Genomic DNA, 26,323 nt, shown 5'->3' on the forward strand with positions numbered 1-26,323 from the left:
AAAAACAACTACCTACTCTGCATTCCATATACTATATTGCGTTGCCGTCCGGAAGCAGAAATATTTCCTCATCATTCCTCACCGGAAAACATTCAAATGATGCGGTAAATTCCGGAAGGTCGCTGGCAAGGTGCCCCCTAATTCGCCATCCAGGTTAAGCTGGACATAGCCAGGTGAGGTCACTTCCATGTAATCTGTTTTGAAATAAACAATCTTCTTGTCCTGCAAATGCTCACCACGCAGCGCGAGTGTTACCAATCGGATCATTTCCGCCAGATTGCATTTCCGCACAGCGATGACATCGAGCAGCCCATCATCTATTGTCGCCCCGGGAGCAAGCTTTTCAAACCCACCCACCGAATTCGTATTTGCAATCAGGAAGAGCATAAACTCGTCGTGGATCACTTCCTGACCCGATGCCTTGATGATCAGCTCCTGTGGTGCAAGGCTGACCATCTTCTCCATACCTTTAAAATAATACGCCAACTGGCCAATCATCGTTTTGAGCTTGCTCGGAACTTCATACGTAAGCTCGGTTAAAGTTCCCCCGCCTGCAATGTTGATAAAGTAGCGGTCATTCGCTTTTCCGATATCCAGTGGCTTCGGATTTTGACGAATAACGAGGTCGCAATAATCCTCCCAGTGCTTGGGGATGCCCAATGCTCTGGCGAAATCATTCGTCGTCCCCAGAGGAAACACACCTAGGGGCGGGCGGTTTTCTCTTTCAGCCATGCCGTTAATGACCTCATACAATGTACCGTCGCCACCAGCGGCGATAATCATGTCATACCCACGCTCAATGGCCTCTATTGCCGCACGTGTTGCGTCCCCTTCACCCGTAGTTGCATGGCAAGAGGCTTCAATACCACCTTCATCCAGGCGCTGCAAAACATCCGCAAGACGACGCTTCATTTCCTCACGCCCAGAGGTCGGATTATAGATTAATCTAGCTCTTTTCATTCCGTTACGCCACCCGTATATTTAATGATATTTATATTCACATCGCAGTTCATCATATTCAGTCTGTACAAAATATCATCATACTGGAAAAAGACCTCTTTTACAATAAAAGAAGCCAGACTTCGCCCAAATAAGGAAATTTAAGGCTGAAATGACGTTATAGCCGAACCAGACTATCTATTACTTGACCTCGCTTGCTTCTGCATGCTTTGCAATAATTCATGAATTTGCCTGTCTATCCAGCTTGTGAGCAAAGGATGCGGCAATAAAGGATCTCCCGAATAACGGTATTCGAGCCCCTGCAAGCGTTTAGGAATTATGTGACTTGTAAAATATCCCGAACTCAAAAATAGCGGCGCCACAATAACATCATGACCCCGATCCTGATTCCAGTACGCTGCCTTGTCGTACACACTCTCGGGATTTAGCAAAGCGTAGTCCGTGATGATACCACTCACGTTTTGCACCGTACGGGCCAACGAAGAAATCCCCTGCTCCCAGCGCTGAAAAAAGCCGTTGTGCACACTGCCGTGACCTACGAGTAAAATAACCTCTCCCGCAGGATCGGCCGACAGCAGGCGAACCTTGTCCCACACCATGTGAGCAACATCTTCTCCGTCATCCAGCGGGCTACCAAAATGCACTCGGGCTTTCAATCGAAACGGCTCCAAATCTGTTTCTTTGTCCAGCGCATCTTTGACACCCAGCGCATAGCTAATCTCATCTACATGCGTACTGCCTGATGACACAAACAAAGGAATAACCAATATATCTGTTACACCCAAGGCTTCCAGACGGTCAATACCATTTTGAATCAATCTTTCTTTAACCGTTTCCAAAAATGAAACCTCTACCGGTATTTCTTCCGGCAAATGAAGCTTTGCAACTGCCTGATCCACCTGTTCTACCCAATATGGCTCCCTAGAGCCATGGCTGATGACCAGTATCCCAGGGCTCCGCATTAGCGTCCCAGACGTTCCAGAGTCATTTTGTACCCGTCATTACCGTAGTTCAGGCAACGTTTAACACGTGAAATGGTAGCTGTACTGGCTCCTGTCTCTGCTTCAATCTGATTATATGTGCTGCCTTTGCCTAGCATACGGGCAACCTCCAGACGTTGGGAGAGGGATTGAATTTCGTTAATCGTGCACAGATCATCAAAAAACACATAGCATTCTTCCAAATTTTTAAGAGTTAAAATAGCTTCGAACAATTGATCAATACTTTTATCATTAAGCTTTTTAAGCTGCATGGATTATCATCTCCCAAGGTTACGATCTCTCCTCATTGTACCTGAGGAATAGTCAGTTTTTCAAGCATTAACGGTTTCACGCATTACAGAACAACATTATGATCATAGAAACATACCGTACGAATGCCCAAATCCGCTTTTATACCTGATTTCGGGACACGCGCCTAAACCCACTGTGCGTTTGTAACATACAGTAGAGTATCAACCTGCAAAGGAATGTGATCTCATGCCTGGACATTACTATCATCGGAGGGCGCAAACGCGTGCCATTTCCGATCCGTATAGTTCATCTCCTTATCCTGGACTCGATCCATACAGCGAGGTTCCGCAAGTCGATTCCTCCGCACTGGTTCCTTACGAGGCGCCAGCGAGTATAACAGACTCTGCCGTGGTTACGCCAGACCCCGCCCCTGCCAAAGGAGGACTGCTTGGCGGCCTTGGCAATCTTGGTAATCTCAACGATATTAAAGGTATTATTGACCGTATGGGCGGTATTGACGGGATTGTTGCTACGGTCGGCAAGGTACAAAAGATCATGTCTAGCGTGCAGCAATTTGCTCCGATGGCAAAACTGATTATGGGCTCGCTCCCAGCATTCAACAAAAACGCAAGCAAAAAATCTACAACGCAAATTACTGAGGAACTGGATGAATATACACCACCACGCCGACGCCGAAAAAAGACACAGCGCAAAAGTACCACTACCCCGCGCAGACGTCCGCGCAAACGCACAAGAAAGTAGACTATACTATTTGAACCAGCCTCGGCGCATAAACCAGACCACCATGGCAACACTCAACAAAAACATGAAGAACAGTACGCCAAAATATCCATATTTCCAGCCTAACTCGGGCATATTCGAAAAATTCATACCATAGATTCCTGCAATCAGCGTCAAGGGCATAAAAACAGTCGTAATTACGGTTAGCGTCTTCATAATTGAATTCATGCGATTGGAATTGAGCGATATATAACTGTCCCTCAGGTCGGCTGTCATCTCGCGGTCGGCCTCCAGCATGTCTGTCAGCTTCAATAAATGATCATATATATCGGTAAAATAAGCCATATGATCTCCTTGGCCCTGCACATGCTGCGAATTCAAAACTCGGTACATCAGATCACGCATAGGTACGATGGTACGGCGCAGCTTGAGCAGCCTGCCACGCAGGTCAAACACCTGCTTCATTAATTCCTCTACGGATTCGCGACCGCCCAAGCCCTCCAGCTCAGCCAATTCATCCTCAATCATAAAAAGGCTCGGAAAATAGTTATCTACCAGTTTGTCCATCACCGTGTAGGCTGCAGCCAGCGGTCCTCGCGACCATATTTTGCGTTCATTCGCATGCTGGACAATCCGCTCCCAGGCTTGATCCAGCTCCTCTAACTCATGATGGTGATATGTTACCAAAAAACGAGCGCTGATAAACATATCCACTTCTTCCGCAGCTAACGTATCTACATCGAGCGCATGCACGACCAGAAACTGCACATCCTCGTAATAATCCAATTTGGGACGTTGCAGAACATGCATACAATCCTCCACAGCCAATGGGTGAAAATGAAAATAACTTGTCAGCAGCTCCGTCTCGCGATCTGTAGGCTCGCTAAAATCTACCCACATCCATATGTAATCCTCCATGACGATCTGATCCAATGGTTTTCCCACTGTTACCTGATGATCATGGCCTATAGCCAATGTACGTATCACCGTACGTCCCCCTCGCTTACACTTCCGTCTGATATGTTATTTATATTTTATATAAGCCAATCAGCATTATACAAATCTCACGCCCTACATTTCCATACACTAAATAAGAAAAGGATATCTCCGGGTCAACAAGCCATCCCAAGATATCCTTTATCCTCGTGCAGAGCAGTTCTTATCTTCAAAGCAAGCCTTCCACTTCAGAATTTTGCAAAATTCTCACTTATGAAAATAAACATCATAAGCCACAAAGCGGTCGGATGCTTACCTCGCTATATCCCCCTCGGCGCAGCAAGCACCGAGCTGCGCCAATTCCTTCTGCCTATACTCACTCATTTAAGCAGGCTTTTGCGAAGAAAGAAGCAGATTTAGCGAGTGGTAGCGTAGCGGGCCATTTGAATCTGGAGAAGCGAAGCGTTCGCCTTTGCCCTAGAATTTTCACCTTATAAGGTCTTTTATAATCGAAAAAATTCAAGGGCAACAGCGATCGAAAGATCAAATGGAACGCGGAGCGGTCTCACACTACGTCCTCACCTGCACTCACGGCAAACCTTGCCCACTTACAATACTTTTTCTAAGAAACTAATGGTCCGCTCGTTTTTCGGATTACCAAATACCTCTTGTGGCGTTCCTTCTTCTACGATGTAACCACCGTCCATAAAAACAACACGGTCGCTTACTTCGCGTGCAAAACCCATCTCATGCGTTACGATCATCATCGTCATGCCTTCACGCGCCAGATCATTCATTACGCCAAGCACTTCGCCCACCATTTCAGGATCGAGCGCCGAGGTCGGCTCGTCGAACAGCATAATGTCTGGGTTCATGGCCAGCGCACGTGCAATCGCCACACGCTGCTTCTGACCGCCGGAAAGCTGTCCTGGCAGTGCATCTGCCTTATCGGCCAACCCCACACGATCCAGCAGCTTCATGGCCGTTTCCCGGGCCTCTGCCTTAGACTGCTTCCCCAGTTCAGTCGGCGCGAACATAATGTTCTTAAGCACGGTCATATGCGGAAACAGATTGAAGTGCTGAAATACCATACCTATATTTTCACGAACTTTGTTAATGTCCACGTTTTTGTCACTCAAGTTGTAGTCATCGACAATGACCTCACCTGCGGTAATTTCTTCAAGCATGTTCATACAACGCAAAAACGTACTTTTTCCCGAACCAGAGGGGCCAATGACACACACAACTTCGCCTTCACGTACTTGCATGTCGATGCCCTTTAGCACTTGGTTACTACCATAGCTTTTTTTAAGATTTTTAACGATAATTTTACCCACGGCGAACTCTCCCTTCAAGACGGTTGGAAATTTTGGTCAGGACTGTAATGACGATAAGATACATCACCGCTACTACCAGCCAAATATCAAAGGATTGGAATGTCCGCGCAATAATGATCTTACCCGATTGGGTCAATTCGACCAGACCGATAACAGACAAAATGGACGTATCCTTCAATGTAATAACCAACTGATTGATAAACGACGGGATCATGATTTTCACAGCTTGTGGCAAAATGATTTTAAGCATAGCCGTCCGATAGGGTAGACCAAGCGAACGAGCTGCTTCCATTTGTCCCGGATCAATGGACTGAATACCACCACGGATAATCTCAGTTACATACGCACCCGCATTCAGGGATAGCGTCAATACAGCCGCAACAAAAAGTGGCATTTTGAAGTCCAGTGCCTGTGGAATACCAAAGTAAATAAAGAAAGCAAGCACGATCAGCGGAATACCGCGGAATATATCGACGAAAACAGTTGCAATACCACGGAACACCTTGTTATGGCTTACTTTCATAAAGCCAAACACCAAACCTAGGATAAAGGCTACGAGTAAAGATACAAGTGTGTACAACAACGTATTTCCCATGCCTTTAATCAGCGAAGGCAGCGAAGCGGAAATCAGCCCCCAGCGGCTGGTCTCTACAGGCGCCACACCTTTGCCCGATTCGCCAAGGTATTTAGCCAAAATCTTATCGTATTCCCCGCTATTACGCAGATTAACAAGCCCTGCATTAAATTTCTCCAGCAACTCCTTGTTTTTGCCTTGGTTAACAGCAAACCCGTAAGAAGCACCTTTTTCCTTATCTGTTACCAGCTTAAGGCCGTTATTCTGGTTTACACCGTATGCCAGTACCGGATAGTCATCAAAGCAGGCAACCGAATTACCTGTTTTAACTTCATCATACATTTGAGAAGAATCGTCGAACGGTACTGTAGTAAAGCCGTATTTGGCCTTAATGGACTCTGCGAATGTATAACCTTCCGTTCCTGTTTTGACAGCGACACGCTGCCCTTTCAAGTCCTCATAGCGTTTAACCGTATCATTATCCTTACGGACCGCCATGACGACGCCTGAATCAAAATAAGGCTCAGAAAAATCAAATTTCCGCTTGCGTTCATCGGTAATACTCATCCCGGCAATGACACCATCCACTTGATTCGTTTCAAGGGCCTGCACTGCCGCGTTAAAGCCAAGAGGCTTAATGGTATATTCAAAATTCTGATCCTTGGCAATAGCTGCCAGCAAATCCATATCAATTCCGACGAATTTACCATCTACATCTTCAAACTCAAAAGGCGCGAACGTTGTATCCGTGCCGATATCATACTTTGTTTTATTTTCTGCATGTGCCACTACACCGAAATTACCGGCCAGGGCAACCACAAAAAACAAACAAATGATAAGTGCTATTAGTTTTCTAGATTTTTGCATAATTTCCTCCAGTCAGTTGAACGGTTCAAAGTTTTCTGTTTATTTTACAGGAGTTATTAAAAATTGACTACTTTGATGTCAGGTATTTTTGAAAAACGTTTCATGGAACTATCTGGAGGTGTAAACTTTGAAGAAGCCGTTTTGCCCCAGAATGCCAATAAGCCCCTGCCGCAAAAAGCGGACGGAAGCTTATTGTGTGTTCTATAGTGTGTACCTATTTTTCAAGAAATAATAACGAACTAGAAAAGAATTTTGAAAATCAATCCAGATAACAGCGCAGCAATCGGTATCGTTATCACCCAAGTAATAATAATTCGACCGGCCAGCGACCAACGCACAGCGGAAAAACGCTTCGCAGAACCCACACCCAAAATAGCCGAAGTAATGGCATGAGTGGTACTTACGGGCAAATGAAGCAATGTAGCTGTGAAAATAACAGAGGCTCCCGAAATGTCGGCTGCAAATCCGTTAATTGGCTCGATTTTAAAAATCTTGGTTCCCATCGTCTTGATGATTTTCCAGCCCCCGATAGATGTACCTAGCGCCATGGCTGTTGCGGCTGAAATTTTTACCCACATGGGTACTTCCAAATGGTCCTGATACCCCGACGAAACGAGTGCGAATGTAATAATCCCCATCGCCTTTTGAGCATCATTCGTACCATGCGTGAACGACTGAAGCGCTGCTGTAATGACCTGCATTGTACGGAACCCTTTGTTCACCGTATGCGGACTACGATGAGCGAAGATGTATTTTAAAATCATCATCACGATGTAACCGACAACAAAAGCAATCAACGGGGAGAAAATAAGTCCTTCGACAATCCCGATGAAGCCGCTCCAGTTTAATTTTTCCGATCCTGCACCTACATACACCGCTCCAGCCAATGCACCAATCAATGCATGAGAAGAGGATGAAGGAATACCGAACCACCAGGTTAAGAGGTTCCAGATAATCGCAGCGATCAGCGTCGCAATGACGATATCAATTCCATTCGTAAGCTTGGTTGGATCAGCCACACTTCCACCAATCGTCTTCGCAACCCCTGTAAACAATATTGCCCCGAGAAAGTTCATGACCGCAGCCATAATAATCGCACGTCGCGGGGTCAATGCACGGGTCGATACCGAAGTTGCAATCGCGTTCGCCGTATCATGAAACCCATTAATAAAATCAAATGCCAGAGCAAGAAAAATAACAATACCCAATACCAGTAAACTTGTATCCATGTAAAAGGACTCCTTACGAGTTACGCATAATGATGGATTCCAGCATATTTGCAACATCCTCGCATGAATCCGTTGTCGTTTCAAGGCGTTCGTACAATTCTTTGCGTTTAATCAGTTCAATAGGGTCAGTTACAGTTGCAAACAGGTTTTTGATGCAAATACGCAACAATTCATCCCCCTGATTTTCCAAATCATTCAGACGAATAGTGTATTCACGAATGGCCAGCAATTTTTTCTGTGAAAGCAGATGTACAGCTTTCTGAATTTCGTAAGCTGATTGACGCAGAATATCAGCGAACTGCACAATATACTCGTCCGGCTCCGTAATGTTGTACATATAAAAACGGGAAGCCGTCGCTTCAAGACCGTCCAACACATCATCCATGGTTGTTGTCAGTTCCATGATGTCGTCGCGTTCCAACGGCGTAATGAAGGTCTTGTTCAGTTCAGTAATAATCGTGTGTGTGTAATCATCACACTTATTTTCATACTTCTTCATTTCATTTGTAAACAAAGTCACATCTTGAAGATTTGAAGTATGTTGGGCAAAATAATCGGCTGCTTGCACGATCGTATCTGCCATATTTTCCAACGTCTCGAAGAATATATCCTTTTTCTTCAATCTCATAACGATTACCCCTTTACGAAAATATCCGCAACCTGTTTCGACTGCAATAGACAACCTTTGCTATCTTATCACACTCATCAATGTTTTTGTAATGTTTGTAAAAGCAAATTTCATGATATACGTATACAGTGCCCGACATATAAGCTCATTATCCGACAATTTTTTCCTAAAAAGGTGTAATTCGTTTTCTAATTCACTTCTATGGTTACATGTTCCTTTAGTGGTGTATCTGCAGGCACCACATGTATATAGGATGTACCTGGCGTTAACGGAATTTCAACCCCATTCTTCATAAAACGAATCGCATCACCTGGCGTATGTTGCCACTCAGCCTGTATTAACTGTCCTTGTTGAAACACCATGGCCTCTCCGCTGCCGTCCAGTTCAACACTTAATCTGCCTACATCATCCAACGTTCGATGCCTGGTGCTCATCACAATGACATTGGCTGCTGAGAGCTGTTGGTTATTATTTTGATCCACATGTGACTTTTCGTTCACAAAACGCTTATATTGTTGATCCGCTGGATCATAGGTATAAGATACCCGGTAGCTTTTAAGCAAAAACCGGATTTGTAAAGATGTTGCAGTCTCGTCCACCATAACTGGGGTTTCGCCGGATTTAAGGTAAGTATATACTGGAACGTCCGTATGCGTAGCATACCCTTTACTATCGCTTCCTTTGCGCAGTCTATTCACGTCCGTGTATAGATTATGCGGAGGACGACGATCTTTGCTTCGCCAGAAGTATGCCCCTCCATTTGAAATCTCATCTAAATGTTCCTTCCGCTGCTGCTGTAAAATCGCATAGGCATCTGTGCTTCCCCCTGCGTGTATCGGCAACGCACCATAAGTTTCGCCCAGCTCAATCAAATACGGACGAATGCTACGGACCGGACCAACCTTTACATCTCCGCCATGACTTTGGAAAAAAGCGACCAGACGGGTAATTCCGCCTTCTGCAAGAACTTCATATACCATATCTGCCTGACTAAGTCCTGCCTGCGGACGTGCTGCTGGAGCATTGTTAATCATGACAGCGAGCGGTCGCTCCAAAACTGGCTGCTCCACCGGAAGACCGGTAAGCGGAGCTGTAAATGCCGGAGTAGACTGCTCCTTCGGCGGTTCAAGCGCCTCCTTCTCTGTTTTATGCTTGGTCGGTTGAGGAACGGGTTCAGTATCTCCCGTATTGGACATAGCAGAACAAGACATCAGCGTCATGCATAACAGAGCTGAGGCCATTACACGCAACCAATGATTTCGTTGGGAAATGGGCCCGGACAAGTTCATCCCTCCACTTCGTTATTTTTCTCATTATAAGCTTTATTTCCTGTTTTTGTCTTGATTGAAGCATGACCTCTCTATAGAATACTTATCTGAAGACATTAAAATTTTAAAAATATTCATACTTTGTGATTTTTATCACAAATAACTGTAACTGAACCTACTACAATAAAGGTGTAGCAAAGATGATCATCCCAACAAAATGAAATACAACCAACATTATAGATTAAGAAAGAGGAGTGGTTTGAATGTTTAATAGCTGGTTACGTGAGAACAAAGTCGCAATGTGGTTGCTGACTGTCGTACGGGTTTATCTAGGTTATGAATGGATGACTCACGGACTTGAAAAGCTGACAGGTGGATTCGATGCAGGCGGATTTATCTCGGGGGCCATTGCTAAAACAGGTGGAGACCATCCCGCTGTACAAGGCTGGTGGGGATCGTTCCTCGAAGCCTTTGCCCTGCCGAATGTAGGTTTGTTCAACGTCCTGATCCCGTTGGGTGAGTTCTTGGTCGGGGTTGGCCTGCTTCTCGGTACATTGACTACACTGGCTGCTTTGATGGCCATGGTTATGAACTTCTCGTTCCTGTTCTCGGGTACAGTAAGCACCAATGCAATCTACCTGCTGTTTGAAATCTTCCTCGTAGTTGCTGGCGCAAATGCCGGAAGAATTGGCTTTGACCGTTGGGTACTGCCCTTCCTGCGTGGACTGTTTGGTAAAAATAAAGATACCTTTCCAGCGGACCCTAGTCGAAAAATAGCTTAAACATCCCCCAAATAACCGTTATCCTCCGGGATAATGGTTATTTTTTTTGCGCTGTTATGCTCACAAGGAGGATTTTAGCTCCTCCTAACTCGGACTCTTTTATCGGATTCATTATCCTCCCCAAACGTTTACAAGTTGGATACAACATGGAATGCTCACGATACATTTACCCTATACACTACAGTTACATCAAAGAACGTAATGGAGGGTTATATCATGAAAAAAATCACCAAAGCCTATCTCATGCTCGCAGCAGTAACTTTCACAGTGCAGACTATGGGATCGGGATATACGGCATCAGCCCAAGCGGCGACGTCTACTACGACATCTCAGGCAGAAAGTGTACAACATATCTCCAAGACCTTCGAGCAGCTACTAGGCCAACCCGGCAAGCTATCTCAGGCATTCACTTATTTGCAAAAGCATATTCAATCCATTCCAGCTTCTCAAGCTACCCTCATGGTGCTTCATCTGGAAAATGCACAGAACCAGCAATTGGATTCCTATGCACAGACCCTATACCCGACCTCTGTTCAAACCAAAATAAATCAAATCTATAAACCCGGTGATTCGTTCACAAATGTAATCAGCCGTACAAGCGATGCGAACCTGAAAAAGTTGCTAACTCAAACAAGAGATGCCGGCTACAAACTTGAAACCGCAGAAGGCATGTATTACCCAATCATCAACTATGAAAAATATAAAGTATTCGGGAAGCACACCACGGCAGATATCCGCAGCTATATTGACATCATGTCGATGGAATCCGGACAGGCTGCTACCAAAGATGCCGCGCTCCGTATCGGCTATCAACAGTTAGCCGGACGAGTGCTGGCACAGGAATTGTTTTTAAACCAATATCCACATTCCAATCGTACACAAGCTATAAAAAAATTGCACGATCTGTACTTTTTCTATACTTTCTACGGCACGAACAATACGCCATTATTCGATCATGATACCGGGAAGATTCATCCGTATGCCAAAAAAGGGTATCAATGGTTCGTTCAACGTAATATGGATTCGAAGATCACCTATATTCAAAAGCTGAAAGCATTTATGACACTGTTGGATCAAAATGGAGATCAACGTACTTCGCAGGTATCCACTTGGCTAAAAAAGAACGTGCCTTCTAATTAATCGAAGACGCAAAAAACACAAAAGAACTTCCATTCCCACACAGCATGTGGATTCGGAAGTTCTTTTTTACATTTACGTATCACTTTCTTGACCAAAAGCCCAACAATTGAGACTCAGCGAGCCAAGGACATACGACTGAAAAAGCTTATGCGCGGAGCGCTCCTGATCCGCAGCCCCCATCGCATAAAACAAAGGTGAAAAATGCTCTATTCCATAAGAAGGTACCGCTTGTTTGGCATATGGAGCCTTCTTGTCATATTGGAATAAGTGACGTAAATTCCAGTCTTGAAGCTGCTGTGCAATCCAGTCATCATATTGAACGGCCCAATCGGCTGGCTCACTCGTCTGCTTGAGTGTCCGCAAGTTGTGGACCAATCCGCCGCTACCGATAATCAAAATCCCTTGTTCTCGCAACGGCGCCAGCATCCGTCCAATCTCGTATTGCTCTTGAGGAGCGCGCCGAGAATCAATAGATAACGGTACGACCGGTATGTCCGCATCAGGATATATATGCCGCAAAACCACCCATGCTCCATGATCCAGTCCCCGGTTCCGAACCGGCTGGTGGAACAAGTTATGCTGACTGAACAGATGCTCTATCTCCTCATACAGCTTTGGATCGCCTGGTGCAGGGTAATCGATTGAGTACATTTCTTCAGGAAAGCCATAGAAATCGTGCAACGCTGCATGCTGATCATCCGCGCCAATACATTGATCGGGGCTATCCCAATGCGCGGAAAAAATGACAATTCCTTTGGGTCGGGGCAGGCTCGCGCCCAGCTTTGCAAGAAAGCTGGTATATGCGTTATTTTCTACAGCCAGTGTCGGTGAACCATGCGCAACAAAAATTGAGGGTAATGTCATCGCTGCCAACCTCCACACGCCAGTATAGTGTTACTCTTCCATTTTACTCCGGCGGAGGCGCAATTTCCAATACAATCCGTTACACACTGAAATCAGATCATCCAGTGCTGCCAATCACGTTGAATATTTTCCTGTTCATCCAGCCATTCAAGCGTCCGATCAATGAGCCGTTGCCGCTCTTTACCTGACGAGAAAGTGTGATCTCCCTGGAAAATAATCTCTTTATCACAGCGTCCCTCTGGACGCATCCAGAATATCTTTTGAAACAGAAATGCATAATCGACAGGAATAATATCATCCGAGGTTCCATGAATGACGAGCACATCCCCGTTAAATTTAACGGCCTCCTGGAACGGCTGAAATTGAGCTAACGACTCAAAGTAAGCAGGCGTAAACTTATAGCCCAAATAATCGGCATGACCAGTTTTAACAGACTCATCGTACACGCTTCGCTCCGTAATTTTGACGATGTCATTGAACGGATAGCCCACTGCTGACCAAAGGACCAGATTTTGTACTCTCTTGTCCCGTACGGCTGTGAGAAGAGCAACCGCGCCCCCCAGACTGTGACCGATCAGCGTCACCTTGGTCGGGTCAATGTCCGCACAATTGACGGCGTAATCCAATACGGTACGTGTCTGATTAATCATGGACTCGAGCCCCTGCTTGCCGTATTCACCTGTGCTCTCCCCACAACCGGCAAAATCAAAGCGCAGGACAAAATATCCCCCTTCGGCCAGTTCACGCGCAGTCTTGACGAATAATCGATCTACGCCGATACGATTGCCTACAAAACCGTGACATATAACAACGAGGGGAACTCGTCTCTGACGCTCTCCCTCATTTGTACGGTTTGGATAATGAATTGTTGCGGCCAGCTCTTCATGTTCAAAACGAATTCCAATTTGCCGTTCCATCCTGATTCCCCCTGTTTCAAGCTTCACTACACATTTATGAATTCGAACTCATATAGTAACGTGGAATATCCATCCAGGATATTTATTCACTTTAATTCCGATAAGTTTAATAAGTTTTATAGTAAAGTCAGTCTATCATCGCCCTGCTTCCTTGTCAACCTGTCAGTTCACATCGTTAAAAAAGTAAACAAATAGCGCTCCCCGATGCGATTCCGGAGAACGCTATACTACACTTATGTGAGTGAATCCACTACATTTAAAGTGACATTCGTTATTCGTAGCTGTTCCTGAACATTTGGTGGGTCTCCGTTCGTCCTTCCCACTGCAGTTTACAAGAGTCGCCGTTATGTTCATCCTCATGCCACAGGCTGCGGTAGTTCTGTGCACCTAGCTCACCTGCAAATTCTGTATCCTCAGCCACTTCGATATCGTCCACTATACGGTACGTTGGAGATGTTCCTTGAACGCTCCGGTGACTCACATTTGTAGACGAGGCCGCCCCGCTATTCCCATTCGAAGCGTTTCCCAGTCGTTTTTGGACTAAATAATCTGCCTGGTTCTCCAGTTTCATGATGCCACATCCTCTCAACGTTTATATTCAGGTTGCTCCACGTGCTCACCCTCTATCCAGTTTGAGGAGAATGCAACGGTAATATACATGCTATAGATAAAGTCTTTTGCCATCCGACGCTTCCTCACGTATACTGTCTTTGTTACGAAATGGCGGTTCCATCAGCTTGGAATACGCTCATAAAGCAGGAGGAAGCAATGAATAAAGCAAAAAATTATACGCTTATTGCATGGGTTGCCTTGTCCATGTTTTTTTTGACACAGGCGATTATCGGATGGTTTGTCACCTTTACAGGCGGAGATCTCAAACCCTTTGAAGAAATCAGCCTATCCACTCTTATCATCATCGCCGCAGGAGCCATTCTACTCGTTGAAGCCCTGATGAATTTTATGGATCGTCCCGAAGAAGGCGAGGAGATACAACATCCAAACCCCGTCCCCGTAAAGCCCCAGATGAATCTTAAATCCATCTTGATGTATATTGTGTTAGTTGTCGTGATTCTTGTCGCCGGACTAGCGCTGCGCAGTGTACTGCCAGTATTCAGGATCTCACCTTGGGTAAATTTAATTCTCGCCGCCATCGGCTTTATTGGACTCAAACCAATTTTTCTGCGTAAAAAACGTTCATAGCCCGCAATTTTCATTATATGGAGCTGCCCCATTTTGGGTCATAGCAGCTCCTTTTCATTTCGATCAGGCAATCGACTTACAGCTGGGGTGTGCGCCAAAAAGCCGTATTCCTGGCCTGCAAGAAGCTGCATGGAGGAATACGGCTTGATATATTTTAGAACTTATTTGGAAAATAGTTGTTCTGCATTATCCAGAGCAATTTTGTGTCCCATTGCGGAATAGTCCAGCCAAGGCTGTCCGTCCAACATGTAGACATGCCCTTGCTTCACCGCTTTGAGACCTTGCCATACTGTGTTTCCTTTCAGCTGCTTGTATACCTTTTGGGCATCCGCGCCTTTACTGATGATAACAAGAATCGCATCGGCATCATAATCCGGTAAAACCTCTTGGGAAACCACCTGATAAGCCTTGTTGATCTTTTCTACACCTTTGGCTGGCTTCAAGCCCAAATCCTGATATAACAGCGGTCCTACCGGACGCTTCATCCCCATAACACGAACCTCTTTCGCCGTCACACGTACAGCCATAACCGTTCCGTCCCCAATTTTTGAATGAATCAGCTTTTTGACTCGTTCCCTCTGTGTATCATAGTCTTTTAGAAATGCGTCTGCCTGTGCTTCATGTTTGACCATAACGGCTATTTTTTTCAATTGATCTTTCCATGTGCCTTCATCCAGATCAAAAACGTCGGTCGGCGCAATTTTTTCAAACTTGGCCACATCGGTTCCCGAATATTTTTTGTCTAAGAAAATATGATCAGGTTGAAGCTCCAGTACCGCTTCCATATCCGGATCAGTGACAACACCTAGCTTACGGGTACTTTGAAGACGATCTTTTACATGCGGTAGAAAATCCTTCACATCTCCGCCAATGACCGAACCAGCCGGAGTAATGCCCAATGCCAGCAGGTTGTTCGTCAAATGAATTGACATCGAAGCAATACGCGAATCCGCACTAATGGTTGTCTGCGCACTGTCCGCCGCTTTCGTATCGGCAGTCTGTTTGTCGGCTGCTTGTCCGCAAGCAGATAGCATGATCATGCATACAACAAGAGTTGTGACTACCCATGAACGTTTAAAACCTGAACCCTCAAATCTGTGTTTTCTCATGTTTATTCTCTCCTATGCTATAGAAACTCTACATTATAATGATCAATATAGAAGCCTTCTTCTGTCATTTTGTTCGGGACAACAGGAATAAAAAATACGGAGCTCCTACCACAGCAACCACCACACCTGCGGGAATCGCATTTGGCTGAAACACCGAACGCCCAATCGTGTCGGCGGTGACCAGAATGACGACCCCGACCAAACAGGCTACTGGCAGCAAATGCTGGTACATCGGCCCAACCAGGCGGCGAGCCAGATGAGGCGCAATGAGCCCGATAAAGCCAATGCCTCCGGCCATAGATACACTGGCACTAGATAGAGCCACAGCTGCGCCTAGCAGTAATAGGCGCTGGCGCTTCACACTTGTACCGATTCCAGCCGCGGTCTCGTCACCCAACGACAGGTTATTCAGACTGCGCGTCTGCGACAGAACGTAGGGTAATACAATGACTAACCAAGGCAGCAAAGCTGCTGCATGTATCCAGTCCCGGCCCCAAACGCTGCCAGCCAACCAACGTGCGGTAAATGCGTATGTATCCTCATCCAGCCGCAAGGACCAATACAGCGTTATAGCGCTAAGGCCCGAGGCTACACCGATACCGGACAAAATCAGACGCACTGGCACGATTCCTCTGTTACGGCTATAGGACAACAAAACAATCAGCACCGCCGCAATGACACCTCCTGCAAAGGTAAACAAGGGGATCAGGACGGCGGCCGAACCGTCCAAGTCGCGAAAAAAGCTAACGAACATTACCAGTCCCAACGCAGCCCCTGCATGAAGACCGAGCACTCCCGGATCAGCAAGTGCGTTCCGCGACAAGCCTTGCATGACCGCCCCGGCTGCGCCTAGTCCCGCTCCAGCCAGCACCGTTACAGCAATACGAGGCAGACGATACTCGAACAGAACGATATGATCACGTCCGCTGCCACCGCCAAACAACGTATCCAGCACGCGTAGCGGTGGAATACGAATCGTTCCGGTATTCAAACCCAAAACAAGGACGGCAAAGCTGATTCCCGCCAATACCAAACAAACGAGCCAAGCCTTTTTCGTTCTCGTGTCTCCAATCCCTAAAGAGCGACTCACTATAAATCCCTCCTTTCCTTACGGGCGAGAAAGAGGAAAAAGGGTACTCCGATAAAAGACACCATAATTCCAATTGCTAGCTCCTCTGGCGGATTTGCCATTCTCGCTCCCAAATCTGCCAGCACCAGTAACACGGCTCCCAATAACGCAGACAGCGGCACGATCTGGCGATAATTTACACCGATTAGCTTGCGAGCGATATGTGGGATAACCAAACCTACAAAGCCGATGGCTCCAGCAGCCGATACAGAGAGTCCCGCCAGTACCACTACGGTCAGCAGACCCAAAAGCCGAATGCGCCTGAGATTCAACCCAAGGTTTAACGCCACCTCATCGCCCATCGAAATCAGCGAAATAGAACGTGCCAGCCCCATAGACCAGGCGATCACAATAAGCAAAATCGGTGCAAGAATCTCAAGCTGCGACCATTTGATCCCGGCTACACCACCCGCATACCAGAAGGCTAAATCCTGACTTAAATCAAAATAAATCGCAATCCCCGAAGTCATGGAACCTAACAGGGCAGCCGTCACAGCTCCAGACACCGTCAGTCTCATAGGTGTCAATCCACCAGGCGCAGATGCTCCCAGACCAAATACCAGTAAGGTACTCATCAGCGCCCCCAGGAACGACAATACTATTAACGTCCCATAAGGAAGATCGGGAAAAAAGGCAAAACTCACTGCAACTACAAACATCGCTCCTGCGTTAATGCCCAGCACACCTGTATCTCCCAGCGGGTTGCGCGTAATGCCCTGAATCAGAGAACCTGCAACCGCAAGCGCAGCTCCAATAACAGCTGCACCGAGTACACGCGGCAATCTCAACTCATGAATGATCTGATGTGTCATCAGCGAACGATCATAGTGAAATACTGCCGACCACACGGTGCTTACGGTCAAGTCCTTGGCTCCGAGAGAAATGGCGGCGAATATGGCCAAACCCAACAATACAGCCGAAGCTGTGAACAACAACGCCTGCCGAATCCTACCCGCTCGAAGTACTGGACGTGCTGTTATGACTACTTCAGGAACTGCCCTCTCTGTCCGAGCTGTATGTTTGTCCATGCTGTCTTTAGACTGCATTTGATGAGGTCACTCCCTCCGTACCTGAAAAAATCATTACGTTTTCCAAAATGATAACGATAATGATAATTATTATCAACTTGATACATAATAGCATGTTTCTATGACATTGCAAGCCAAAAACTGTTCCCCATAAGAGGAACAGTTTTTGAATATATCTATATGATTTTACTACATAGGTGACTCCAAACGGTCCTCTCTTTAGTACGTAGGCCAGCCTGCCGAATCCCATTTCAAATCACTAATCAGAAGTTTTGGATTTCCTTTATCAGTGGCATCATAGGCATGACGCGCAATGACACTGTTGTTATAGACGGATTGGCCGCCAGGTCCCTTCCAACGGTCATTCCCCGCATCCAGTATCGTTCCGCCGCCGTCCATCAGGCTTTCGCCGCTCTTGTCCACATACGGTCCGGTAATACTAGTAGAGCGCCCGTAAATAATCTTATAATTACTGTCTACGCCTTTGCAGCAGTTATCAATGGAAGCAAACAGATAATAATAGCCGTCCCGGTATGTAACATGTGGCGCTTCCAAACCACCAGCCGTACGCTTGGCGATAGAATAGATCTGGCCCGTAGGCTTCATCGTATTTTTATCCAGTCGAGTCACTTTCAAGCCTGAATTCCATGAACCAAAGGAAAGCCACGGGTTACCGGAAGCATCAATGACGAGATTCGGGTCAATCGCATTATAATCGTTGGCATCCGTCGTACGCAGCACGAGTCCATCATCTCTCCAGCTTCCCGCACCAATGCTTGTTGCTGAAGTTAATCCAATGGCCGAAGTGCGCGACCCGAAAGTTGAAATGGAATAGTAAACCCAGACACGTCCATTGTACTTCTGAGCGTCCGGTGCCCACACATCGTTAGGCTTTTGCTTAGGTACATACGATTTCCACCATGATGGCGGCGACAGGAATATTTGCGGCAATCTGTAAAAATTGCGTCCGTCGTCCGATCTTTGAACCTGTATCCCCTGCCCTGTGGAGAAAATATACCAAGCGTTGCCTTCCTTCGTAATGGACGGATCATGTACTGCCACATCACCAGTTAACGCCCAGTGCTCTGCGGATGCAGATGGCATCACTGAAAGTAACAAAGCAGCCGAGCTTACAGCAGCAAACGCCGTTCGGGTCAATTTACTCCGTACTGATTTTTTCCATGCTTTCAACATTTCTTTCGCACCTCCGAATGAGTATCTTATAATGAAATTCAGGTGACACACCTATTACATTAGTGTTTATACTTATGAAGTTACCCATATATTAACCTATCACATTCTGTTTTGTAAACGCTTTATTTCAAATAAAAAGAAATTTATAAACTACGCATAACGCTTTACATACGAGGATTTTGCAAAATCCTGATACAAAAAAAGGAGCCCGCAGGCTCCTTTTCAAATTAGCATATTAAATAGATTTTCGTTTTTATTCAGTTCCGTATATTTAAGCCCCTTGCGGTTCATTCGTTCAATTAAAGGAAAATAGTCTTCCTTGTGGAACAGCTCAATGCCGACCAGAGCTGGTCCATTTTCCTTATCATTCTTTTTCGTATATTCAAACCTAGTAATATCGTCGTCCGGTCCAAGCACATCCTGTAGAAACTCACGCAGTGCCCCAGCTCTTTGCGGGAAATTCACCATAAAATAATGCTTCAGTCCTTCGTAAATTAGGGACCGTTCCTTAATCTCCTGCATTCGATCTATATCGTTGTTACCACCGCTGACGATACAGACAACCGTTTTGCCTTGAATCTGCTCGCGGTACAGATCAAGTGCTGCAACAGGCAGTGAACCCGCAGGCTCCACAACAATCGCATTTTCATTATACAGCTCCAGAATCGCGGTACATGCTTTACCTTCCGGTACCTTCACAATATCGTCCAAGGTATGTTTACAAATATCGTATGTCAGCTGACCCACACGCTTCACCGCAGCTCCGTCAACAAACTTGTCTATTTGATCCAGTGTAACCACCTTGTGTAAACGCATCGCTTCCGTCATCGACGCCGCGCCAAGGGGTTCCACACCAATTACCTTGGTGGATGGACTCACGGTTTTAACATACGTACCTACGCCTGCCGCCAAACCGCCGCCGCCAATCGTTACGAACACATAGTCCATAGGTGTATCTAGACTCTCCATCACTTCCATCGCAATCGTACCATTGCCCGCAATAATTTTCGGCTGATCAAACGGATGGATGAAGGTCATTGCCTGCTCGCTACACACCTTCATGGCCTCATCATAGGCATCGTCAAACGTATCTCCAGTCAAAATGACCTCTACACTGCTTCCCCCAAAGCGACGAACCTGCTTCACTTTCTGATTAGGCGTTGTACTCGGCATAAATATTTTACCGTGGATACCAAGTGCATTACATGAAAAAGCCACACCTTGCGCATGATTCCCTGCACTCGCACACACGATGCCTTTTTCCATTTGTCCGGGAGTCAAGCTACGAATCATGTTGTAAGCACCACGGATTTTAAAGGACCGCACGACTTGGAGATCCTCTCTTTTCAGATACACATTACAGTTATATTTGGCCGATAGGACGGCATCCCTCTGTAAAGGTGTACGTACAATCACCTCACGCAGCATATGATGCGCCCGTACAATATCCTCCATGCCAACGGTTGACGCCATGTCCGGGTCAGTTTTCTGGGTTTCTGTTGGTTCCATAGGTTCTCCACGCTCCGCCTGAATATTTCTGTATTTGAAATCTTTCAAATATCATACCACGTTACCCATAGCTTGTGCAGATGATAGCATGAAAATGAGAATGAAAATCAATCGAATCTAAAAAAAGGCAGACCGGGATCAATGCCCGATCAGCCTTTTCTGACGTTGCACATTTCTTGTATTCAATCGCTCCATTGAATACCTTTCCGATTACCCTTTTACTCCACCTGCCGTCATTCCTTCAATAAAGTAACGCTGGAAGAATAGAAACACGACCAGAATCGGTAAAATAGCCAAAACGGAGCCCGCAATCAGCACATCATAATTGTTGCCATATGGCGTCAGCAGACTGGACAGTCCAATGGGCAGTGTCAGCATGTCGTTGGTCCGCAATACAATCATCGGCCACAGGAAGTTATTCCAACTGTTCATCGCCTGCAAAATAGCCATTGCCGCAAATGCAGGCGCCATTAGAGGCATCATAATGCGTACGAAAATGCCATATTCTGAGCAGCCGTCAACCCGCGCAGCATCCATAAAATCCTTGGGTACTCCACTCAAATATTGACGGAAGAAAAAGATTGGGATCGGCGCGACGACGAAGGGTAGAATTACACCCCATACTGTATTAATCAGCTTCATGCCGATCATTAGCTTGTAGAGCGGCAGCATGATAATTTCTACCGGAATCATCATTACAACCAGCACCAGTGTGAAAATCACATTTTTCAATCTAAAACGGTACATCTCCAGACCATAGCCCACCATCGCGGACAATATCAGACATAACACCGTAAACAAGACGGTAATAACAATACTGTTCCAGTACCATTGAAAATAATCCGTCGTCCCCTGAAAGATGAACGCATAGTTTTTCAAGGACATGATGTCCCACTCCAGCTTAAGATTCAAGCCGTAGCGCAACAGCTCCGTAGATGGCTTGAACGAGGCAAGCGTCACGGCAAATAGCGGAAACAGGGCAAACCCGGCAAACAGAATAAACAGGACAACGAGCAATGCGGATAATGAGCCTTTTTGTTTCTGAGCCATCGCTTAATCCTCCTTCCGGAACATGCCGAAAAATTTGAGCTGGATCAGGTTCAGCACGAGTGTAAATACGAGCAATACAATGCCCACCGCAGCTCCGAAGCCCATACTGTTCTGCTCCAGACCTTGGCGATAGAGATAGCCAACAATCGTTAAACCAATATCGTTCGGGGAGTTATTTCCGTTCCACAACATGTAGCTTTCCGTGAACATGGACAACCCCGCATAAATGCTAATCGTAAATACGTAGATCGTCACTGGTTTCAGCATAGGAATCGTAATCCGCCAAAATGAATCGAATCGACTGGCTCCATCAATCTGCGCAGCTTCATACAACTCGGGGGGAATGTTCTGGAGTCCCGACATGTAGTACAGCATATTTACGCCCAACCATCTCCACAAGGCCAGCACGATCAACGCTAAAAAGCCGGTGTTGGCGTTCATTAGCCATTTATACGGCTCCAGACCGAAGACCCCCAACAGGGAGTTCATCAGCGAACCATCCAATTCCCCGAACATGAGGCGGAAGATCGTTCCTGCTACCACCACCGAGGTTAGTGCAGGTATAAACATCACGGAGCGAAACAACCCTCTGCCCGGCATTTTAGGCGAATTCAGCAATACTGCCAATACCAGCGGCAGAGGAATCAGCACGACCAGTGTAAGCAGCGTGTACAGGACGCTATTCAATATCGCCTTTCCAAACGTAGGATTGATTAAGTCCTTATAATTTTCCAGTCCAACATAAGTTGTTATCCCTGGCAGGACTTCCTGGAAGCTCATAATGACCGTCGAGATGACCGGATAGGCAAAAAATAACGCAAAGGACAGTAAAAATGGAAGGACAAACACATACGGTGCCGTACGACTGGAATGAATAAATCGGCTCCATTGGCTTCTGGCCGGACGCTGAGTTTTTGGCGGCTGACCTGTCGGTACATTAGCGTTCGTATGAACGGGCGTTGCCATGAATCTCACTCCCTTTCCTGTTGGGGTCTATCTCAGTTCATCTGCTAGCTCATGCAGCACCGTGGCTGGATCTTCGCCACTCTGTAGTGTCCGATAAAGTATTTTATTGCGTACAGCACTGGCGATGTCAGGCGTTTTCGGTCCAATATGCACCGCATTGATCTCATCTTTGACTTCGATCAGCGTGTCAAAAATATTTGTTCCGAAATACTCCGTAAATTTGTTTTTGGCTTTGGCTTCCGGCATTGTCCACACTTCACTGCGGATGGGATCAAACCCTAGCTGCTTCCAAATCTCCACATTCCCTTGCTTGGACAGCTTGGCAAAGGCTAGAAAACGCATCGCCAGATCCTGGTGCTCTGATTGGTTCGTGACTACCGTTCCGGTTCCGCCCATACCCGCTGAGCGATAGCCGCCTTTTTCCCACGCCGGCATGGGTCTGATGATAATTTTACCTTTCAGGTCAGGCATGTAATCCGTAAAACGCCCCATGTACCACATCGGCATCCATACCGAAGCAGCCCCGCCTTTGTTCATAAACCCGTAGTATTCCTCCATATGATGCCCGCCGCCCGGTGAGGGAATAGCGACTTTGTCTTTTACCATCTGTTGAAGAAACTCAAGTGTTTTAATATTGGTTTCGTTATCCAACGTCAACTCGCCCTTGTCATCCAGAAAATCTGAATTTTGCTGGGAGATCATCGGCCAATAGCTCCACAGGTCATTCGTTTCTAAGGTCGCCATTGGCTTGCCTGTTTTCGCAAGTACTTGCTTGCCTGCAGCAGCATAGTCTGCCCAGGTGACGATGGAATCCGGGTTTACCCCCGCCTGGTCCATAATCTCTTTATTGTAATACATCACTTCGGCTCCAACGTGGAAGTCAATGCCGTAATATTTACCGTCTTTGCCGTAAATCTGTACTCTGGAAGGTACAATGTTATTGATCTCGGGGTCAATCACCGGATTGAGCGGGACCAGTTGCGGTATCCCTTTGAGGAAATTACCGATCTTGTTCACCTCAATATCCGCGATATCCGGCGCTCCCACCCCCGATTGCAGCGCAATCGACAGCTTGCTGTGATGGTTGTCATAAGGAAATGTATTCGCTTTCAAATTAATCAATTCATCAGGGTGCTGTTGGTTCCATTGGTCAGCCATTTGCAGAAAAAACTTCTCATGCAGTTCATTGAACGTCCATAATACAAGTTCTGTTCCCGGCCCTTCCTTTTCATCGGTCTTGAAAGAACAGCCTTGCAGCAGTCCAGCCATCAAAACCACCGCCATAAGCATCAAAGCCATGCTTTTTCTTCGCAGCAGCATATCCTTCCCCCTTCGCATGATGAAATCCTAATTCATAAATGATTGCGCTTTCTTTTATTATTTAACATCAATACAAATTAGTTTACAACAACATTATTTATAAAATTTTTATTTTCAACGAAGATTAGCGTCTCCACTGCATTATAGGGGGCAATTGAAATGAATACAGTTATGATGATTTTTGCATAAAAAAAAGGCCCCACCCGAATTAAAACTCGAAGTTGGGCCTCTCTATTTTTACTGCTCTTGGGAATGAGCTGCTTCGTCCTTCACTTCTTCGCGAAATGATCTAATACTTTCTTTACGACGATTATTTTTTTCTTCGATCTGCTGACGCTCCTCGTTGCTGATTTCAGAGGAAAATTCATTTAGATATCCTTCAGCTTCACGCAGGTTCTGCTGTGTGTTCTGAATACTTTGTTGCAAGTGTTCAACATTATCGGCTCGATTATCCGGTTTTGCCATTGGTTTGACGCCTCCTAATATAGAATCGCTCACGGGAGCGCTAAACCGTAGCTTGATCGTTATCGAGTTATTTTATACATTAAAATGCTTTCCAAACCATTGGCCTGCGGCGGCAGCTTCTGTACGGGTCAATTGATGACCATTGCGTTCCCAATATGCTTCCACCTGCGCTCCGGCTCCCTCCAATAATGCTTGCAGCTCCCGGGATTCCAAAGTCGGAACAATCGGGTCATTTTCACCGGAAGACAGAAATACAGGGACACCATTCAATTCAGGCAAGTCCAGCCCACGCAACGGCACCATTGCATGGTGCAAAATAGCTCCGCGTAACGCTTTTGCATCGTGAAAGAGCATGCTGGCGGCTATGTTTGCACCATTGGAATAGCCCAGAGCCACCACGTTATTACGGTCAAAATCGTATTGCTCTGCAGCTGTGTCCACAAATTCGCTCAGTTCTTTGGTACGAAATACGAGATCCTCAATGTCGAACACTCCTTCTGCCAAACGGCGAAAGAAACGCGGCATCCCATTTTCCAGCACATTTCCTCTTACGCCTAACACAGAAGCTCCCGGTGCTACCATCTCAGCCAAAGGTATTAAGTCTTGTTCATTCCCGCCTGTACCATGCAACAGCAAAATAACCGGGGCTTGCGGATCATTTCCTTTACGAAAGACGTGTTTCATATCTATTCCCTCCTCTAATTAAATTTAAATTAAGAATCTTATTTTTGTATAAATTGATTATAGCCCATTTCACTACTTTATACAAACATAATTGACCTCGTTAATTTTTTCTAAAATGATGTCTTGTTCCATTGACATGTAGTATAGCTGTATTTTACTATGGTGTTAGATATTTAGAATATTATCTAAATATCTAAAGGAGGAAATGTATTTTGAACGATGCCTTCAAAGCTTTGGCTGATCCGACCCGGCGTACAATCTTGCAGCTTTTAAAGGAAAAAAGCATGAGCGCAGGCGAAGTAGCTGAACATTTTCAAATTAGCAAACCCAGCATCTCCCACCATCTCAATATCCTAAAGCAGGCTGGGCTGGTGCTGGATGAACGACAGGGGCAAAACATTATATACACCCTGCATACAACGGTTGTGGCGGATGTCATCGGTTGGATGTTCAGTATAGCCCACTCCGATACCCCTGCCAGGAAAAATGTGAATCATATTAAGGATGGGGAGGAATCTGAATGAAATTTCGAACACCTTGGAGCTTGACGGATGTTTTGACAACTTTGATTGCCTTATCACCCGCCATAGGCGCTATACTGCTGTACGACCGGCTTCCCAATGTTCTAGCCTCGCATATTAACTTTAACAATACAGCAGACGGATATACGAGCAAAAGTGGTTCTATTATCATGCTCGTGTTGTTGGGCCTAGTCCCGCTGGTCATTCGATTGGCACGCCACATGGACCCCAACAGAGCTAATTATGAGAAATTTTCAAAAGCCTATGAAGTTACGCGTGCAGGTGTTTCTGTAGTTCTCGCTGTAGCTGGATGGGGAATGCTGCTGTATAACCTGAATATACGACTGCAAATGAATGCTATAATTTTAGGGTTAATAGGCCTGATGCTGATGGTGATGGGGAATTATATGACTCAGGTACAGCCGAACTATACGTTCGGTATCCGCACGCCGTGGACTCTGTCTAACCCCGAGGTATGGCGTAAAACGCACCGTTTCGGGGGGCCTATGATGATGCTTGGCGGTGCTTCAGCGTTGGTGGCGGCATGGATCGGTGGAATGGCGGGAGTAGTCATTTTCCTAACCGTACTGATCATATCCGTTATCTCTCCTGTACTCTATTCTTACTTGTTGTATCGTAAGCTAAGCAAGTAAATAGACAAAGCCACACCTGA

At 46.0% G+C, this 26,323-nt stretch carries 29 protein-coding genes; 7 read left to right on the top strand and 22 right to left on the bottom strand.

All coding sequences use genetic code 11. From position 1 onward, the window contains the following. Positions 1-78 precede the first annotated feature (78 nt). From ACEN8J_RS17985 to ACEN8J_RS17995, 3 genes are all read right to left on the bottom strand, one after another. Positions 79-960, bottom strand: a complete 882-nt coding sequence (locus tag ACEN8J_RS17985; protein WP_013308843.1) for a diacylglycerol kinase — start codon at positions 958-960, stop codon at positions 79-81. 173 nt (positions 961-1,133) lie between these two features. Next, entirely contained in the window at positions 1,134-1,922 is a 789-nt protein-coding gene (locus ACEN8J_RS17990) for a sirohydrochlorin chelatase (RefSeq protein WP_495593811.1), read from the bottom strand. Continuing rightward, the gene (locus tag ACEN8J_RS17995; RefSeq protein ID WP_007428885.1) at positions 1,922-2,212 is read right to left on the bottom strand and encodes a YerC/YecD family TrpR-related protein; all 291 of its coding nucleotides are present in this window, start codon (positions 2,210-2,212) and stop codon (positions 1,922-1,924) included. Before ACEN8J_RS17995 ends, ACEN8J_RS17990 begins: the two co-directional genes overlap by 1 nt. A 226-nt stretch (positions 2,213-2,438) precedes the next feature. Here ACEN8J_RS17995 and ACEN8J_RS18000 point away from each other — a divergent pair, with 226 nt between their 5' ends. Further along, positions 2,439-2,954 carry a tyrosine protein kinase gene (locus ACEN8J_RS18000; protein ID WP_165149959.1) on the top strand — a complete coding sequence of 172 codons (516 nt, stop codon included), beginning with the start codon at positions 2,439-2,441 and terminating at the stop codon, positions 2,952-2,954. 6 nt (positions 2,955-2,960) lie between these two features. Here ACEN8J_RS18000 and corA read toward each other — a convergent pair whose 3' ends face one another. The 3 genes from corA to ACEN8J_RS18015 form a co-directional block, all read right to left on the bottom strand. Beyond that, positions 2,961-3,920: a magnesium/cobalt transporter CorA gene (gene corA, locus ACEN8J_RS18005; protein WP_029517120.1), complete on the bottom strand. Its 960-nt coding sequence runs from the start codon at positions 3,918-3,920 to the stop codon at positions 2,961-2,963. Positions 3,921-4,477: 557 nt separating this feature from the next. Continuing rightward, positions 4,478-5,206: an amino acid ABC transporter ATP-binding protein gene (locus tag ACEN8J_RS18010; protein WP_029517121.1), complete on the bottom strand. Its 729-nt coding sequence runs from the start codon at positions 5,204-5,206 to the stop codon at positions 4,478-4,480. Further along, a complete protein-coding gene (locus tag ACEN8J_RS18015; protein WP_029517122.1) occupies positions 5,199-6,647 on the bottom strand; it encodes an amino acid ABC transporter substrate-binding protein/permease in 1,449 nt (482 codons plus the stop codon). Before ACEN8J_RS18015 ends, ACEN8J_RS18010 begins: the two co-directional genes overlap by 8 nt. A gap of 63 nt (positions 6,648-6,710) precedes the next feature. On the opposite strand from ACEN8J_RS18015, the gene ACEN8J_RS18020 reads away from it, so the two are divergent. Then, positions 6,711-6,854: a hypothetical protein gene (locus ACEN8J_RS18020; RefSeq protein WP_155271710.1), complete on the top strand. Its 144-nt coding sequence runs from the start codon at positions 6,711-6,713 to the stop codon at positions 6,852-6,854. Positions 6,855-6,886: 32 nt separating this feature from the next. Here ACEN8J_RS18020 and ACEN8J_RS18025 read toward each other — a convergent pair whose 3' ends face one another. The 3 genes from ACEN8J_RS18025 to ACEN8J_RS18035 all read right to left on the bottom strand — a co-directional run bounded on the left by ACEN8J_RS18025 (position 6,887) and on the right by ACEN8J_RS18035 (position 9,787). Continuing rightward, positions 6,887-7,876 carry an inorganic phosphate transporter gene (locus ACEN8J_RS18025; protein WP_029517123.1) on the bottom strand — a complete coding sequence of 330 codons (990 nt, stop codon included), beginning with the start codon at positions 7,874-7,876 and terminating at the stop codon, positions 6,887-6,889. Positions 7,877-7,889: 13 nt separating this feature from the next. Beyond that, positions 7,890-8,504, bottom strand: coding sequence for a DUF47 domain-containing protein (locus ACEN8J_RS18030; RefSeq protein ID WP_007428879.1), 615 nt, complete (start codon positions 8,502-8,504; stop codon positions 7,890-7,892). A 188-nt stretch (positions 8,505-8,692) separates the two neighbouring features. Beyond that, entirely contained in the window at positions 8,693-9,787 is a 1,095-nt protein-coding gene (locus ACEN8J_RS18035; protein WP_165149957.1) for a DUF3048 domain-containing protein, read from the bottom strand. A gap of 248 nt (positions 9,788-10,035) precedes the next feature. Here ACEN8J_RS18035 and ACEN8J_RS18040 point away from each other — a divergent pair, with 248 nt between their 5' ends. Then, a complete protein-coding gene (locus tag ACEN8J_RS18040) occupies positions 10,036-10,554 on the top strand; it encodes a DoxX family membrane protein (protein ID WP_029517125.1) in 519 nt (172 codons plus the stop codon). 216 nt (positions 10,555-10,770) lie between these two features. Then, positions 10,771-11,694 (top strand): hypothetical protein, encoded by a 924-nt coding sequence (locus tag ACEN8J_RS18045; RefSeq protein ID WP_495593813.1) that lies wholly within the window; start codon positions 10,771-10,773, stop codon positions 11,692-11,694. Positions 11,695-11,766: 72 nt separating this feature from the next. On the opposite strand, the gene ACEN8J_RS18050 is transcribed toward ACEN8J_RS18045, so the two are convergent. The 3 genes from ACEN8J_RS18050 to ACEN8J_RS18060 form a co-directional block, all read right to left on the bottom strand. Continuing rightward, positions 11,767-12,558, bottom strand: a complete 792-nt coding sequence (locus tag ACEN8J_RS18050; RefSeq protein WP_029517127.1) for a dioxygenase family protein — start codon at positions 12,556-12,558, stop codon at positions 11,767-11,769. Between the two features lie 92 nt (positions 12,559-12,650). Then, on the bottom strand, positions 12,651-13,475 hold the full coding sequence (locus tag ACEN8J_RS18055; RefSeq protein ID WP_029517128.1) for an alpha/beta hydrolase: 825 nt from the start codon (positions 13,473-13,475) through the stop codon (positions 12,651-12,653). Positions 13,476-13,746: 271 nt separating this feature from the next. Beyond that, positions 13,747-14,046, bottom strand: a complete 300-nt coding sequence (locus ACEN8J_RS18060; protein WP_029517129.1) for a hypothetical protein — start codon at positions 14,044-14,046, stop codon at positions 13,747-13,749. A gap of 197 nt (positions 14,047-14,243) precedes the next feature. Here ACEN8J_RS18060 and ACEN8J_RS18065 point away from each other — a divergent pair, with 197 nt between their 5' ends. Further along, positions 14,244-14,675, top strand: a complete 432-nt coding sequence (locus tag ACEN8J_RS18065; protein ID WP_340931363.1) for a hypothetical protein — start codon at positions 14,244-14,246, stop codon at positions 14,673-14,675. Positions 14,676-14,836: 161 nt separating this feature from the next. Here the strand turns inward: ACEN8J_RS18065 and ACEN8J_RS18070 are convergent, their stop codons facing one another. The 10 genes from ACEN8J_RS18070 to ACEN8J_RS18115 all read right to left on the bottom strand — a co-directional run bounded on the left by ACEN8J_RS18070 (position 14,837) and on the right by ACEN8J_RS18115 (position 25,129). Then, entirely contained in the window at positions 14,837-15,784 is a 948-nt protein-coding gene (locus ACEN8J_RS18070; protein ID WP_340931362.1) for an ABC transporter substrate-binding protein, read from the bottom strand. 64 nt (positions 15,785-15,848) lie between these two features. Further along, positions 15,849-16,874, bottom strand: coding sequence for a FecCD family ABC transporter permease (locus ACEN8J_RS18075; RefSeq protein WP_069012875.1), 1,026 nt, complete (start codon positions 16,872-16,874; stop codon positions 15,849-15,851). Continuing rightward, on the bottom strand, positions 16,874-17,959 hold the full coding sequence (locus tag ACEN8J_RS18080) for a FecCD family ABC transporter permease (protein WP_495593814.1): 1,086 nt from the start codon (positions 17,957-17,959) through the stop codon (positions 16,874-16,876). The genes ACEN8J_RS18075 and ACEN8J_RS18080 overlap by 1 nt, the downstream gene beginning before the upstream one ends. Before the next feature lie 201 nt (positions 17,960-18,160). After that, complete coding sequence (gene abnA / locus ACEN8J_RS18085) at positions 18,161-19,135, bottom strand: arabinan endo-1,5-alpha-L-arabinosidase AbnA (RefSeq protein WP_495593815.1); 975 nt, start codon at positions 19,133-19,135, stop codon at positions 18,161-18,163. A gap of 222 nt (positions 19,136-19,357) precedes the next feature. After that, the gene (gene ilvA / locus ACEN8J_RS18090; protein ID WP_495593816.1) at positions 19,358-20,644 is read right to left on the bottom strand and encodes a threonine ammonia-lyase IlvA; all 1,287 of its coding nucleotides are present in this window, start codon (positions 20,642-20,644) and stop codon (positions 19,358-19,360) included. 210 nt (positions 20,645-20,854) lie between these two features. Beyond that, on the bottom strand, positions 20,855-21,694 hold the full coding sequence (locus tag ACEN8J_RS18095; RefSeq protein WP_029517136.1) for a carbohydrate ABC transporter permease: 840 nt from the start codon (positions 21,692-21,694) through the stop codon (positions 20,855-20,857). A gap of 3 nt (positions 21,695-21,697) precedes the next feature. Beyond that, the gene (locus ACEN8J_RS18100; protein ID WP_029517137.1) at positions 21,698-22,660 is read right to left on the bottom strand and encodes a carbohydrate ABC transporter permease; all 963 of its coding nucleotides are present in this window, start codon (positions 22,658-22,660) and stop codon (positions 21,698-21,700) included. A gap of 27 nt (positions 22,661-22,687) precedes the next feature. Continuing rightward, complete coding sequence (locus ACEN8J_RS18105; protein WP_069012873.1) at positions 22,688-23,980, bottom strand: ABC transporter substrate-binding protein; 1,293 nt, start codon at positions 23,978-23,980, stop codon at positions 22,688-22,690. Positions 23,981-24,217: 237 nt separating this feature from the next. Further along, positions 24,218-24,445 (bottom strand): small acid-soluble spore protein Tlp, encoded by a 228-nt coding sequence (tlp, locus tag ACEN8J_RS18110; protein WP_318628215.1) that lies wholly within the window; start codon positions 24,443-24,445, stop codon positions 24,218-24,220. A 72-nt stretch (positions 24,446-24,517) separates the two neighbouring features. Next, positions 24,518-25,129 carry an alpha/beta hydrolase gene (locus tag ACEN8J_RS18115; RefSeq protein WP_318628214.1) on the bottom strand — a complete coding sequence of 204 codons (612 nt, stop codon included), beginning with the start codon at positions 25,127-25,129 and terminating at the stop codon, positions 24,518-24,520. Between the two features lie 212 nt (positions 25,130-25,341). Between ACEN8J_RS18115 and ACEN8J_RS18120 the strand changes: the two genes are divergently transcribed. Together ACEN8J_RS18120 and ACEN8J_RS18125 are read left to right on the top strand one after the other, a co-directional pair. Continuing rightward, positions 25,342-25,653: an autorepressor SdpR family transcription factor gene (locus ACEN8J_RS18120; RefSeq protein WP_029517140.1), complete on the top strand. Its 312-nt coding sequence runs from the start codon at positions 25,342-25,344 to the stop codon at positions 25,651-25,653. Further along, positions 25,650-26,303: an SdpI family protein gene (locus ACEN8J_RS18125; protein WP_318628213.1), complete on the top strand. Its 654-nt coding sequence runs from the start codon at positions 25,650-25,652 to the stop codon at positions 26,301-26,303. Before ACEN8J_RS18120 ends, ACEN8J_RS18125 begins: the two co-directional genes overlap by 4 nt. The last annotated feature ends 20 nt before the right edge of the window (positions 26,304-26,323 follow it).

Source organism: Paenibacillus sp. Paensp38, from assembly GCF_059491915.1.